Origin of the sequence: Brevibacillus nigriterrae (assembly GCF_049846925.1) — a bacterium.
GTDB lineage: Bacteria > Bacillota > Bacilli > Brevibacillales > Brevibacillaceae > Brevibacillus_H.
Genome location: NZ_JBNCMT010000009.1, coordinates 134477 through 149100 on the forward strand (window position 1 = coordinate 134477; position 14624 = coordinate 149100).

Consider the following 14624-nt stretch of genomic DNA (forward strand, 5'->3'; position numbering starts at 1 on the left):
TGCGTCCAAGCCTTGTTGCATTACAGTTGTTGAGAATGAGGTATCGGGCAGAATGGATGGCTTCTGAGATGCTGGAGTGTGAGGGGATAGACATCGTCTTTGAGAAAGGGACTAAAACGTTCATCTGCCTTGATGTCCAGCGGCAGTTCGTCGAAAAGAACCAGCCCGCCAACAGTGCCCTCCAGTGAATAGTTTGTCTGACGCTCCACTTTGGCGATGAAAATATCTTTGACGATTGTATGATTCACCGTGTATTGTCCCACTTTTTCGATAGCGCTAAGAATACATCCGGTCTCCTCGTACGTTTCTCTGATCGCAGCAACAATACTTGATTCTCCTGCCTCTACTTTGCCTCCAGGCAGCTCAATTCCCCGTTTGGTGTGGAGCGTAAACAAAAGCTTGTCGTTCCAAAAAGCAAAAACGAGCACATGCCTTGCCAGGCGCTCGATATAGATCTTTGGATCAAAGGTAAGCGTCACAGGCAAGCCAGAATAATCGGTAAAGTGATACATCAGGTAATCTCCTTCAAACGTAAAGAAATATGCTTAGCCGCTTTCATAGCCTGACCAGCAGCCAAAGCCAGGCTGGCAAATGCGGAACCATTTGTCACATCGCCAATTCCGTATATCCAATCGACGTTGGTTAATTGATTTTCATCGACACGCAGGAACCCATCCAAATCACATCGCAAGAAATGAAGGTCGTTGTTTCCGATACTGCCAATTCTGGGCAGAATACAATCAATTTCCATGAAGCAAGGTTCTTTCTGATCACCGGTGACAAGCCAGACTCCAGTAGGACTTGTATTTTCTTCCGTTCGAACCAGTTGCGTTTGATAAAGAATCGTTACATTCGAACAGTTTTGCAGCCGCAATGCCCATTCAGGTCGAGCCCGTAGCTGACTTCCCCTTACTGCCAACCAGACATGGCTGGCAAAGGCAGACAGGTTATAACCGCTCTCAACCGCTCGATCTCCGCCACCGATAATCAGAACTTTTTTCCCCTGCAGGTACTCTCCTTGTGAAGTAGTCGAAAACCAGGGCGGCAGGACCAGTGCGGAATTCTCTAGTACAGGCAATGTATTTGGTTTTATACCGGTAGCGATGATCAAAAAATCAGTTTGATACGCTCGTTTGTCGGTCGTCACAACATGATTGTCCACATCAACATTGATGACAGTTTCCTGTAATCGGATATCTAAAGTTGCTGTCCTGCTGTTTTTTTCTAACTCTGTGAGCAGTTCCATACCATTGGCAAACGTATAAGGAGGGAAGTCCCAGATTTCATTCTGTATTTGTTTCAGTTGTCCACCTATATGACTCTCTCGTTCAAGCAAGACTGCGTGAAGTCCCAGACGTTTGCACCAAATCGCTGCCGAGACGCCTCCCATACCAGCGCCGACAATCAACACCTGAACTTTTTCCACAGTGTTTCCCCATTTCTTTTTCTATCCAATCTTATATTAGAATTATTCCATAAAGAGCGAAGAATTCCTTCCTTTTGGAATGTGATCCGTGCAGTCAAGAATGTCTGGTGGTGGAGAATCGGTTTCGGAGGAAGCCCACTGCAAGAACTCCAATAACAACGGCTGCCATAAAACCATAATGGATGGCTGGGGATTGGAAGAAGCGTTCGAAAAATGGTTCTTCCGTAATCATCCTGGCCGCAGTCCATGCCAAAACGGCTGCTCCTGCGTAAATGATCAGAGGGAATCGCTCCATCAGGCCGAGAATGATTGTACTGCCCCACACCATAATCGGTACACTGATCAATAACCCCAGAACAACGAGCACAAAAGAACCATGAGCAGCTCCAGCAATTGCTATCACGTTATCAAGACTCATGACGACGTCTGCAATAATAATCGTTTTGATGGCATCAACGATGTTTTCGCCTGTTTTGACCTCATGCTGTTGTCCTTGATCGACCAAAAGACCATAGGAAATCCAGATGAGCACCAATCCTCCCATCGCAAGCAGAAAGGGGATTTGTAACAGCCAGCTCACTGTTAACGTAAGTCCGATGCGAATCAAAACGGCAGCAACTGTACCGTAAACAATCGCCTTGGTTTGCAAATGATTCGGCAACGTTCGGGCTGCCATCCCGATCACAATGGCATTATCTCCGGCCAGGACCAAATCGATCACAATAATGCTCAGGAGGGCTAGAATAAATTGTGTTGAAACAAACTCCACTCGGATCACCTCACGAATAGAGTCTCCAGTTTGTCCAAAAAAAGTACCAGAACAGGAAGGATTCCTTTTTCTCGAAAGTATCGGTAAAATAGACTAGCGACGATGTATCCGTAGTAAATGAAGGAGCGATACCCTTTTGAAGACACTCATTATTGCGGAAAAACCAGATATGGGAAGAAACATAGCTGCCGCAATCGATCCCAAAGCCAAAAATCACCGCACGTATTTGGAAGGTGAACAATACATTATTACCTGGGCGATCGGGCATTTAATTGAACTGGCTGAACCAGATGCATATGATGAGAAATACAAGAAGTGGAACATAAACGATCTTCCGATTATTCCCGTGCAATTCAAACTGGTTCCGAATCGAAAGACCATCGATCAGTTGAAAGTGATCGCCGAGTTGGCCAAACGCTGCAATCTGCTCGTCAACTCCTGCGATGCCGGGCGAGAAGGACAACACATCTTCTCGCTGATTCAACGCCATCTGAAATTGCCCCATCCCGTCAAACGACTTTGGATTTCCGACTTGACCCCGGAAACGATCCGAAAAGGCTTTGCCGAGCTGAAAGACGGGGCAGAATACGAGAATTTGACGAAAGCAGCAAGGTCGCGCAGTGAAGCGGATTGGCTGATCGGGATGAACGGCTCCAGGGCGTTTACAACCAAACACAATGTACTCATTTCTGTAGGCAGAGTACAGACACCGGTCCTTGCGCTTATTTATGATCGGCAGAAGCAGATCGAAGCTTTCTCGTCTTTGAAGTATTTTGAATTGGAAGGCCATTTCACGCAAAACGAGGTTGCCTACAAAGGCATGTGGCAAGGAGAGCGTATCACTGATGTAGCGAAGGTAGAGGCGTTAGCAGCCAAGGTAAAGGGCAAACCAGCACGAATCGCTTCTTATGAAGTAAAGGAAACCAAAGAGTATCCGAACAAGCTGTACGATCTGACGCTGTTGCAGCGTGAGGCCAACGGGAAATATGCTTTCTCTGCCAAAAAAACACTGGATGTAGCGCAGGCTCTCTATGAGAAACACAAAGTCATTTCCTACCCCAGAACCAATTCCAACTATGTAACGGAGCAAAACATTCCAGAGATGCACAGGACGCTGTCTGCCTTGCAAGGGACATCATACGATGATTTGGTAAAGGGCGCCAATCGCAACCTGGTTCATAAAGGGAATAAGTTTATTTGCAATCCCGCCAAGGTAGAGGATCACCATGCCATCCTGCCCACCAATCGCAAGGCATCAGGGCTGACTCCTGATGAGCAGAAGCTGTACGACCTGATCGTGCGCCGGTTTCTTTCGCAATTTTATCCGGCGGCAGAATACAAGGTGCATACGGTCATGACGGAAGTAGAGAACGAAATGTTCAAAACGACGGTGAAAGAACTGCTCAGTCTGGGCTGGAAGGTTATTTATGCCGATCAGAAGAAGGACAAGCCCAAAGGGGCCAAAGGCAAAGAGAAGGAAGAGGACGAGGAAGAAGAAGTGGAAGTAAATGAACCTTTCTCGATTCTGCCCGACATCGAGGTGCTTTGCCAGGATGCCAAAATCAAGGAAAAAGACACGCAGCCACCCAAGCATTTTACTGAAGGCACACTTTTAAAAGCGATGGAAAGTGCGGGCAAGCAGATTGAAGATGAAGAGCTGCGGGATGCGATGAAAGACTCGGGACTTGGCACTCCAGCAACACGTGCTGCAACCATTGAGCGGCTGAAAAAAGTGGACTACATCATTATGCAGGGCAAGAAAATCCTGATCACGCAAAAAGGGCGTACCGTCATTGAGTTGATCCGGGGAGCGGGTGTAGAGCTGCTCACCTCACCGGAAATGACGGGACATTGGGAACGCCGCTTGAATGAAATTTCCCGAGGAACTGCTTCTGACGGACAATTCATGGAAAATGTGAAAAAGTTCGCCACGATGATTGTTGACAAAGTACGGGTACAGTCTCGAGCGGCCAAGACATCGTTCGAAAGTGAGAAACCCGCCCAGACAGGAGCTGCCAAGAAACGGACCCGATCTGCAGGACAAGTCCAATCGGCACGCGGTCAAACGGCAGCAACCACTGAAACGGCTTCTTCTACACCTAGCATCATCACCAACTGCCCACGCTCTGGATGTGGGGGTTCCATTTTTATGGGACGCAAGGGTTATGGGTGTTCGCATTACAAAGAAGGCTGCAAGTTTGTCATCTGGAAAGAGAACTTCGGCAGAATTCTGACGAATACGCAAATAAAGGCATTGGTTGAGAAGGGCAAGACAGGCAAAATGAAGCTGACACTGCCAGATGGAACACCAACGGAAGCCCGTCTGATTTTGAAGAATCCGGATACGGGTGAGTTGAGTGTTGAATCATAAAGAGCATCAATGATGACAATGTGACGATCGCCCCCAGATGAGTAGGTGGGCGGTCGTGTTTTCATTTATTCACAATCTATTCACCACATTTTTTGAACCTAGGGTTTATAATAAAGACAGGAAAGAAAATAAAAACAAAACAGGGATGAAGCCATTACTGTCGGTCTCTCCGGAGGTCATGCGGTAAGCTAGTTCAATTAACCAGCCTCCTTTTCATTTATCCCCATGTGGAGATGATTCACTCGGTGATAAAGAAAATGCCCTGCGTGGGGACCTAAAAGGTGAACGGTTAGGGGTTCAGAATTAGTAGGGATTCAGTTTCACAATCGACCTTTTGTTTGATTTGAGGAATCGGATGAATGTTAGCATGAATGAGGAGGGGTTAAACCTAAGGTGTTCAAATGCTAACCATCTGGAAGAATCAAATCATGGGGAAATTGCGGAGGGGCTGGCTGTAATGGATTCATCCATCGATTTAAAAACAAGCTGAAAGGCTTGTTTTTTTTTGCCTAAAAAACAAAATAAAGCAAGCTGGGTTCGACAAAAGAAGAAATAGTGTGCGCCCAGAGTTCGACAGCCTTCGTTTCGTCACTACGTTATACTTTTTTCTTGTAAACAAGGCATTACCAAACTTTGGATGTTGGCAGGAAGGAGCGCTACTTGTGATTGAGCGAATTCTAGAACTTCGAGCAAAAGCGATGTCAATTGCGGAAATAGCAGATCAATGTGGACTTACGATCGGACAAGTGAAGTACCAATTGCAAAAGAGCAAGCGCCAGCCCCATTTGATTTCTACTGAAGAAGTTGCCCTGCCTGTTGAACAGGGGCAGTTGAATAGAAGAAATACAACATGGAAGCTCCCTTCCTTTTATGGTGAGAATGTCATCAAATTAATGCCACAGGGACCGACCGTCTTGCTAGCCTATTGGGAAATTACGTGGCCGCGCATGAGAATGGTAGCCAATTACCTGCAAACTGATTACCGTTTCATTCGCAGAGGGATACGGTTGTACGATGTAACTGATCGCTACTTTAATGGTGGTAATTCAAATGACTATCGAGATGTCATCGTCAATGATGAAGTATCGAGCTGGTACATCCAGCATGTGAAGCCGGGAAGAACGTATATGGCCGACTTTGGCTTGTTCCATGAAGATCGTTTCTGCCCTATTCTGCGTTCAGAACCAATAGCGACACCACGTAATGAAATGGCGCCTTGGGGTGACCCGATCGTCTCCCCTGCTGCCGATACCAGTCAATCCGTCTGGCTTGAGAATTTCTCAACCTATTCGGTTTACTCCAAATAAGCGAGGTGCCACATGAATCAAGGCTATCTAAGTCTCGTCTTGCATGCACACTTGCCGTATGTGAGGCACGCAGAGCGAGATGATTATCTGGAAGAGCGCTGGGTATACGAAGCGATGGTAGAGTCTTATGTTCCATTGCTGCTTGTGTGGGAGAAATTGATGCAGGATAACATCGATTTTCGGATGACATTCTCTCTTTCACCTACGTTACTCTCTATGCTCGTTGATCCACTCATTCAGGAGAGAGCCAGGCGGTTTCTCGCCAATCGGCTTGAATTAGCAGTGAAAGAAGGCAAGCGTACAGCCAATCACCCGGCCGAAAACAAAATCGCCAGGATGTATATCGAACGACTGCGGGAAATCGCCGCCTATTGCAACAAATACAACTACAACCTCATACCGGCTTTTTTGCAGTTTGTTCAGTCAGGAAAGCTTGAATTGATAACAAGTGCGGCAACTCATGCCTTTTTGCCGCTGATGGAGACGGAAGAATCGATTCGTGCGCAAATCATGACAGGAATTCAGACCTTTGAGAAAATTGTCGGCTTTCACCCAAAAGGGATTTGGCTGCCTGAGTGCGGGTATACACCTGGTGTCGACAGATTGCTGCGAGAAGCAGGCATTACGTATTTCTTTATCGACAGTCACGGAGTCAGGCATGCCACACCGAAGCCAGAGCGAGATTTATTTGCCCCATTGATGACAGAATACGGAGTTGCTGCATTTGCACGTGATCCGGAATCATCGGAGCAGGTGTGGAGTTCCTGCATTGGCTACCCGGGTGACTACGACTATCGTGAGTATTATCGGGATATTGGTTTTGATTTGGATGAGAAGTACGTTACACCCTATATCCACCCAAGTGGGGTGCGAATCCAGACAGGGATCAAATACCACCGGGTAACTGGCAAGGATGGTACAAAGGAGTTGTACAATCCAGATGCTGCTACCGAAAAAGCAGCCACTCATGCTGGTCATTTTCTAGGAGAACGTGAAAAACAGGTACAGCGTACCCAATCAACACTCGATCGTCCTCCCTTATTTGTTGCGCCTTATGATGCTGAGTTGTATGGGCATTGGTGGTATGAAGGCACACAATTTCTTGATTTTCTCATTCGCAAGATTTCATGTGATTCCAACTTCATTACCATGATTACCCCATCCGAATATTTGACTCGGTACAAACAAAATGACTATGCGAGGCTGCCGATGTGCAGTTGGGGGCGCAATGGCTACAGTGAGGTTTGGCTCAATGAGAAGAACGACTGGATCTATCGCCACCTTCATCAGGCTGAACGCAGGATGATTGAATGCACGACAAGGTTTCAGACCCCGACTCACCTCGAAAACCGGGTACTCCAACAAATGGCGAGAGAATTGATGCTTGCCCAGAGCAGTGATTGGGCATTTATGATGGATAACCAATCAATGGTTGACTATGCTATCCGCCGAACCCATGACCATCTAGTGAGCTTTATGGAGTTATCAGAACAGTTGCAGCTAGGTGAAATCGATGAGTTTTGGCTACGTGATCGGGAAACAAATTTCCCAATTTTCCAACAGTTGAATCCGCAGTACTATCTGCCTAAGTCCTTGCATAGATTGAGCGTATCGCAAAATCAGACAGCAGCAGGCAATGCCAATGATCCAAGCCATCCCCGTATGCGTGTGTTGATGCTCAGTTGGGAATATCCGCCGAATACAGTAGGTGGCCTGTCACGTGCTGTCTATGAGTTGTCGAACCATCTGACAGAGCAAAACGTGGAGGTTCATGTCATTACCAGTCATGTCGAAGGCGAATCGGCTCGTGAGCGTATTAATGGTGTTACCGTGTATCGTGTTCGAACGTACTGTCCCCCCAACCAATCGGATTTTATGGATTGGGTTTTTCAACTGAATCTGGTGATGGTCGATGAAGTGGAGAGGCTGATGAATAACGGCTTGGAAATTGATCTTATTCATGCTCACGACTGGCTTGTTGCCTTTGCTGCAAATGAGCTCAAAAGCAGTTTAAACAAGCCCTTGATCACCACGATTCACGCCATGGAGCACGGGAGAAACGCAGGGATTCATACAGAGCTGCAAGCGAATATTCATCAGATCGAGCAGACACTTACCAGTCATTCAGACCACCTGATTGCGTGCAGTCATTACATGGCAGATCAAATGGTTCAGCATTTGGGGGTACAGACTGACAACGTCTCTGTCATTCCAAACGGAGTCAGCCTCGCCATTGAAGAAACAGATGAACAAACGCTGATAGACATTCGCCAAAGAATCGCATTGCCAGAGGAAAAAATCATATTTTACGTCGGAAGGCTCGTTCGGGAAAAAGGAGTGCATCTCTTGCTCGAAGCAGCTCCATTTATTTTGCGAGAGCATCCGGAAGCCAAATTTGTTATAGCGGGAAAAGGTCCGATGCTGGATGAATTGATGCGTCAGGCTGAACAATCAGGAATAAAAGAAAAAGTGTTATTTGCAGGTTTCATCGACGATCCCACCCGGAACGCCATTTTTCAGCTGGCGGATGCTGCGGTTTTTCCCAGTTTATATGAGCCTTTCGGGATTGTCGCACTGGAAGCGTCCATTTACAGAACTCCTTTATTGGTTGCCGACACAGGAGGACTTGCTGAAATTATTTCGCATGGAGTGAATGGGGTCAAAATGTACCCAGGGGATGTTCAATCTCTCGTTACACAGATGAATTGGCTGTTAGCCCACCCCACGGAAAGACGAAAAATGGCAGAGCGATCCTATCAAAGTGTTGTCACGACTTACAACTGGGAAAACATCGCAAGAGAGACGCTAGGTACGTATCACCTCTTATTACCAGAGGCAGCGGCGCTCTCAACAACCTAAGGAGGAAATGCAATGAAGGCTGTAATCATGGCTGGCGGCAAAGGAACCCGATTACTTCCATTGACCTCTCACACACCCAAGCCGATGGTTCCGTTGTTAAATCGACCTTGCATGGAATATATCATCGATTTATTGGTAGCTCATGGAATAACTGAGATCGCAGTAACTGTACAGTATTTGCCAGAAGTGATTAAAAGCTATTTCGGCGATGGATCAGACTTCGGTGTTTCACTTACGTATTTTGAAGAAACCACGCCGCTTGGGACGGCAGGAAGTATTAAAAATTGCGGTGACTTTCTGGATGAGCGGTTCATTGTCATCAGCGGGGATGCGCTTACCGACTTTGATTTGTCAGAAGTGATCGCCTATCATGAGCGGAAACAAGCACTTGCCACCTTACTATTGACCAAAGTGGACGATCCGCTTGAGTTTGGCATGGTGATGACTGAAGAGGACGGCAAAATCAATCGTTTTCTCGAAAAGCCAAGCTGGTCGGAAGTATTTAGCGATACCGTGAACACGGGAATTTATATACTCGAACCTGAAATTCTCTCGTATATCCCTCAAGAGAGAGAGTTTGATTTTAGCAAAGACGTTTTTCCCCAATTGTTGCAAGCGAAGCAACCGATGTACGGGGTAGTGGCGAATGGGTACTGGAGTGATATCGGCTCACTGGAAGTGTATCGCAAGACCCAGTTTGACATGCTGGATAGCAAGGTGCAGGTCAAAATCAAGGCACAGGAAATCGCTCCACGCATCTACTTGGAGCAGGGCGTACGTATTGACACGTCTGTGCGGATCGAAGGACCTGCCTACATCGGTGAAAAAACCTATCTGCAAATGGGTGCCTCCATTGGGGCGTATTCGGTGATCGGTACGAATGGTTTGCTATCCGGAGGGGCAAAGCTGTCTCAGACCATTCTTTGGGAAAATGTATATATTGCGAATCGTGCAGAGCTGACGGGTACAACAATCGGTCGGAATGTGAGTGTGTACGAGAGCGCAGTAGTGAGCGATGGAACACTGATCGGGGATCAATGCCGAATCGGTGCCAAGGCACACGTGCGACCAAGAGTGAAAATATGGCCGCAAAAAGATATTGAACAAGGCGCAACGGTTACCACCTCACTGATTTACGGCAACAAATTGACCAAGTGTTTATTTGGCCATCGGGGAATCAAGGGCGTTGCGAATCTGGACATTACTCCGGAATTTGTCAGCAGACTAGCCTCAGCGTATGCCTATCTGCTCAAGCAAGGCAGCAAAATTGCCGTATCGGCCTGCTCACACCCGTTCTCGCAGTTGTTAAAACACAGCCTCTTGACCAGCTTGTGCTCTTCAGGCGTTGACACCATTGATTTCGGGGTGGCCATCACACCTGTGACTAGGTACGGAGTAAAAAGCTTCAACTGCCACGGGGGAATCCACCTCTCCATGCAGGAGAAAGCCAATGAAAAAATAATGCTGATCGAATTTTTTGATCATAACGGAATTCCTGTATCCAGGGACTTTCAGAAGCGGATCAATACCGCTTACTGGCAAGAGACATACGCTCGTTCCCTTACCGATCAATTAGGCAATCTGCAAATTGAACACGGTGTCGAGGTGGCCTATTTGCAGGCGCTTTCCCATGAGATTGATACGGATGTCATCAGGAGACGCAGAATCAAGGTATTGGTAGATTCCGAACAACGTTATCTCGTTACTTTCCTTACTCCGTTTCTTGCGTCCATTGGCGTTGATGTTACTTTCCGTACGATTCAGGAAGGTGTTCTCAATCATCAAGCTGACCTAGGATTTCAACTTGATAAAAACGGAGAGCACTTTTATCTGTTCACTGAGACAGGAGAACGACTGGCAACCGAAAAATTGCTTGCATTGCAGCTAATTGCCTGCTTTCAACATAAATCGATCTCTCGCATCGGACTTCCTGTCAGTGCGCCTGAAGAGGTAGAGCATATTGCCCGAATCTCCAATGTAGAGATTGTACGAACCAAGGTGTCACCTCGGGCGATGATGGAGGTTGCGATTGATGCCAAGTTCCAACCATTCTTCGATGCGATCTACAGTCTGGTCAAGATTCTCGAATGGATGGCAAAAGAAGAGAAATGCTTAAGTCAGCTAGTCGAGCCGCTGCCAGCGTGCTATATGGAACGAAAAACAGTTTCGTGCCCGCTTCACTTCAAAGGAAAAGTCATGCGTCGGATGATGGAAGACGTGAAGGGAGAGCAGGTAGAACTAGTCGATGGCATCAAAGTGTACGAGAAGGAGGGGTGGGTTTTGATCCTTCCTGACTCAGAAGAGGCAGAAGTAGCGATTATTTCACAAGGCACGAGCCAACAGAATGCTTCATTGCTCGCTACCTCCTTTGCCAAGCGTATCTATGAATACCAGCAGATGCAGGAAAACCGGTAGGATGAGGGGGTGCCACCAATGCCCAGACCTTTGGTTATCGGGAATGGTAAGATGCTGATTAACTTCGATGAGAAATTGCACATGCGTGATCTCTACTATCCTTACGTTGGTCAGTTAAATCATATTGGCGGCCACTACAATAAACTGGGTGTGTGGGTAGATAACCAGTTTAGTTGGCTGGATGAAAACCACTGGGAGCGAAAGCTGGGTTTTCAACATGAATCATTGGTAACGGACATTACAGCCACTCATTCGCAGATGGGGATCAAACTTGCCATCTCGGATGCGGTTCACCAGCGAGAGACGATCTATCTAAAGCGAATCGTCGTACATAATTTGCTGCCCCAAACCCGGGAGGTTCGTCTGTTTTTTCATCTGGATGTTAGCTTGAATGAAACGGAGGTTGGTGACACGGCCGCCTACGATCCCCTTCTTCACACGGTTTATCACTATAAACGCAATGTGTATTTGATGGCGAACGGAAAGACCGATCAAGAAGGGATCTTTCAGTACAGCGTAGGGATCAAACGATTCAATCATGCGGAAGGAACCTGGCGTGATGCAGAGGATGGTGTACTGGAAGGAAACCCGATTGCGCAAGGCTCTGTGGACAGTACCGTATCCTTTCGCCTGAAATTGGAACCCAATCAATCCAAGACGCTGCACTACTGGTTGTGTGTAGGTGACTCCTACTCATCTGTAAAAGAACTGAATTCTTATGTACTGGACAGTGATCCAGATCGGCTGTTGAACAGAGTTCACGTCTATTGGCAGGGGTGGGTAAACAAAAATGGACAGGATTATGCAAATTTGCCACCCAAGATTATTCAGCTATACAAAAAGAGTCTTTTGATCGTACGGACGCAAATTGACCAGCATGGAGCGATCCTGGCAGCGAATGACTCCGATATTTTGCAATACAATCGAGATCACTACAGCTACATGTGGCCTAGGGATGGAGCACTTATCGCATATGCGATGTGTCAGGCGGGGTACGGTGAATCGGTCACAAACTTTTATGAGTATTGCGGTCGGGTGATTGGGCGTGAAGGCTATTTATTGCATAAATATAATCCAGACGGATCACTTGGTTCCAGTTGGCACCCGTTCATTCAGGCAGGTGAGGTGCAATTGCCGATTCAGGAGGATGAGACAGCCCTCGTCTTGTTTGCCTTGTGGGAACATTATCAGAAATCAAAGCAGATTGAGTTCTGCCAATCGTTGTATGCTTCCTTGATCCGGCCTGCTGCGAAGTTTTTGCATACGTATATCCACCCACAGCTGCATTTGCCATTACCCAGCTACGATTTATGGGAAGAGCGGCGAGGGATATTCACATTTACCTCCGCTTCTGTCTATGCTGGGCTTCAAGCAAGTGCCAACTTCGCAAAACTGTTTGGTGATGAGACAAGGTACCATCGTTACCAAGAAGCGGCTGATCGAGTGAAAGAAGCCATCCTGCAACATTTGTATGATGAAGCAACGGGCCGTTTTTTGCGAGGAATCTATCTCGAACCAGGTGGACAGATTCGCAAAGACTACACAGTGGAAAGTAGCCTGTTCAGCCTTTTCTCTTTCAACGTGCTTCCAGCAGATGATCCTCGTGTGGTACGGACAATGGAAGTCGTCAAAAAAAGCCTGCAGGTTCAGACGGCGATTGGCGGATTCGCCCGTTATCAGGGAGATACCTATTTTCGTAAATCATTGGATATTGCCAAGATTCCAGGAAATCCATGGATTATCTGCACCTTGTGGATGGCTGAGTGGGAAATAGCCATGGCCAAGTCACTTGCAGACCTAGAAGAGCCTCTTGAGAAGCTGGAATGGGTCGAGCGGTATACCATGGAAAGCGGTGTGTTATCAGAACAAATCGATCCGTTTACAGGAGGCCCTGTATCGGTTGCCCCACTGACCTGGTCACATTCCACACTGGTGCTAACCGTCGTGAAATACATGGAGAAATACAGGCACCTTTTGAGCGAAATGGGAGGGAGCAAATGAACAAAATTGCCTTTGGAACAGACGGATGGCGTGCGATTCTCGCAGATCAATTCACAATGGAGAATGTGCGTACGGTAGCACAAGCAATCGCTGATTACACGATAGAAAACAACATGCAGGAACAGGGAGTGATTGTCGGTCACGATACCCGATTTATGGGACGGTCATTTGCCCTGGAAGTGGTAAGTGTCCTGACTGCGAATCGCATCCGTGTATTGCTTGTGAATGAAGCAACCCCTACTCCTGTGCTTGCCTTTGGCGTGAAGCATTTCGCTGCGAGCGGCGCCGTGATGATTACGGCGAGTCACAACCCTCCCGAATACAACGGGATCAAGTATATCCCGGAATACTCGGGGCCAGCGACACCAGAGATAACACAGCGGCTGGAACAACTGATTGACAGTATTCAGCAGTCAGGACAAGTTCACAGAATGAGTCTGGAAGAGGCGTCCATCCGCAAGCTCATGCAGTACATTTACTTACGGCCTCACTATGAGGCACATATTCGCAGGATGATTCACTTCGACAAGCTGAAGGCTTCCGAGCTAAAAATCGTGACCGATCCCATGTACGGAGCAGGGTTGGGATATATGAGCTCGTTGTTGCAGGAAGCGGGCTTGGAGGTTGTCAGTATCCATGAGGAAGAAGACCCGCTTTTTGGTGGTGGGTTACCAGAACCGAATGACAAGCATTTAGATGAGCTAAAGGAAGAGGTAGTGAAACAAAAAGCTGATCTGGGGCTAGCCAATGACGGAGATGCTGATCGGTTTGGGGTAATTGATCGCTTCGGTCAGTACATTCCGCCCAATCAGGTACTGGCCTTGTTGACCCGACATCTGGTGAAAAACCGAGGATTGTCTGGTCGGGTCGTTCGCACCGTTGCTACTACTCATCTGCTTGACCGCATTGCTTCTAATTACGAGCTTGAATTGGTGGAGACGCCAGTCGGTTTCAAATATATTGGTGCTGAGATGCTGGAAAGTCCGGTACTGATCGGCGGGGAAGAAAGCGGAGGAGCAAGCATTCTCAACCACATCCCTGAAAAGGACGGTATTTTGATTAACCTCTTGCTCGCTGAAATGTGCGCCTGGGAAGGAAAGCCGATCGATCAGATTCTGGCTGATTTGCATCAGGAATTTGGTGAGTTTTTTGCCACTCGCATTGACATCAGGTTGGGTGGAAAAGAGCGTCTTGCCCAACGCTTGCTCGCCAATCCGCTACATGAGGTCGGACAATACCGGGTTCGCTATGTCCAACGTCTGGACGGAGTAAAGCTACTGTTGGAAGACGGACATTGGGTACTCATTCGCCCTTCAGGAACAGAACCGCTACTGCGCATTTATTGTGAAGCGACCAATGCAACTGCGCTGGAGAAGCTGGAGGAAGCGATAAGGGATTGGTTTACGGAGGTTAGTGTGTAGAGGTAATTCAAGCATAACAGGAAAGCCCGACTTCAAACGTCGGGCTTTTTGTCAT

9 protein-coding genes are annotated in these 14624 nt (G+C 47.4%); 6 read left to right on the forward strand and 3 right to left on the reverse strand.

The features are described 5' to 3' along the window. Positions 1–20: 20 nt before the first annotated feature. The 3 genes from ACPW7N_RS09225 to ACPW7N_RS09235 all read right to left on the reverse strand — a co-directional run bounded on the left by ACPW7N_RS09225 (position 21) and on the right by ACPW7N_RS09235 (position 2195). A complete protein-coding gene (locus tag ACPW7N_RS09225; protein ID WP_425650768.1) occupies positions 21–512 on the reverse strand; it encodes an NUDIX domain-containing protein in 492 nt (163 codons plus the stop codon). Further along, positions 512–1426 (reverse strand): NAD(P)/FAD-dependent oxidoreductase, encoded by a 915-nt coding sequence (locus tag ACPW7N_RS09230; RefSeq protein WP_425650769.1) that lies wholly within the window; start codon positions 1424–1426, stop codon positions 512–514. The genes ACPW7N_RS09225 and ACPW7N_RS09230 overlap by 1 nt, the downstream gene beginning before the upstream one ends. 94 nt (positions 1427–1520) lie before the next feature. Then, on the reverse strand, positions 1521–2195 hold the full coding sequence (locus ACPW7N_RS09235; protein ID WP_425650770.1) for a TerC family protein: 675 nt from the start codon (positions 2193–2195) through the stop codon (positions 1521–1523). Positions 2196–2331: 136 nt separating this feature from the next. On the opposite strand from ACPW7N_RS09235, the gene ACPW7N_RS09240 reads away from it, so the two are divergent. The 6 genes from ACPW7N_RS09240 (at position 2332) to ACPW7N_RS09265 (ending at position 14569) form a co-directional block, all read left to right on the forward strand. Further along, positions 2332–4566, forward strand: a complete 2235-nt coding sequence (locus tag ACPW7N_RS09240) for a type IA DNA topoisomerase (protein ID WP_425650771.1) — start codon at positions 2332–2334, stop codon at positions 4564–4566. 662 nt (positions 4567–5228) lie between these two features. Next, positions 5229–5873, forward strand: a complete 645-nt coding sequence (locus tag ACPW7N_RS09245) for a DUF4912 domain-containing protein (protein ID WP_425650772.1) — start codon at positions 5229–5231, stop codon at positions 5871–5873. A gap of 12 nt (positions 5874–5885) precedes the next feature. Continuing rightward, the gene (locus tag ACPW7N_RS09250) at positions 5886–8732 is read left to right on the forward strand and encodes a 1,4-alpha-glucan branching protein domain-containing protein (RefSeq protein ID WP_425650773.1); all 2847 of its coding nucleotides are present in this window, start codon (positions 5886–5888) and stop codon (positions 8730–8732) included. Positions 8733–8744: 12 nt separating this feature from the next. Continuing rightward, positions 8745–11147: a sugar phosphate nucleotidyltransferase gene (locus ACPW7N_RS09255; protein ID WP_425650774.1), complete on the forward strand. Its 2403-nt coding sequence runs from the start codon at positions 8745–8747 to the stop codon at positions 11145–11147. A gap of 18 nt (positions 11148–11165) precedes the next feature. After that, on the forward strand, positions 11166–13148 hold the full coding sequence (locus ACPW7N_RS09260; protein WP_425650775.1) for a glycoside hydrolase family 15 protein: 1983 nt from the start codon (positions 11166–11168) through the stop codon (positions 13146–13148). Beyond that, positions 13145–14569 (forward strand): phosphoglucomutase/phosphomannomutase family protein, encoded by a 1425-nt coding sequence (locus tag ACPW7N_RS09265; RefSeq protein ID WP_425650776.1) that lies wholly within the window; start codon positions 13145–13147, stop codon positions 14567–14569. The genes ACPW7N_RS09260 and ACPW7N_RS09265 overlap by 4 nt, the downstream gene beginning before the upstream one ends. Positions 14570–14624: the final 55 nt, after the last annotated feature.

Bases quoted from the DNA above. Each gene is read 5' to 3' on its own strand.
- ACPW7N_RS09225 (WP_425650768.1), bottom strand. From the start codon at position 512: ATGTATCACTTTACCGATTATTCTGGCTTGCCTGTGACGCTTACCTTT.
- ACPW7N_RS09250 (WP_425650773.1), top strand. From the start codon at position 5,886: ATGAATCAAGGCTATCTAAGTCTCGTCTTGCATGCACACTTGCCGTAT.
- ACPW7N_RS09255 (WP_425650774.1), top strand. From the start codon at position 8,745: ATGAAGGCTGTAATCATGGCTGGCGGCAAAGGAACCCGATTACTTCCA.
- ACPW7N_RS09260 (WP_425650775.1), top strand. From the start codon at position 11,166: ATGCCCAGACCTTTGGTTATCGGGAATGGTAAGATGCTGATTAACTTC.
- ACPW7N_RS09265 (WP_425650776.1), top strand. From the start codon at position 13,145: ATGAACAAAATTGCCTTTGGAACAGACGGATGGCGTGCGATTCTCGCA.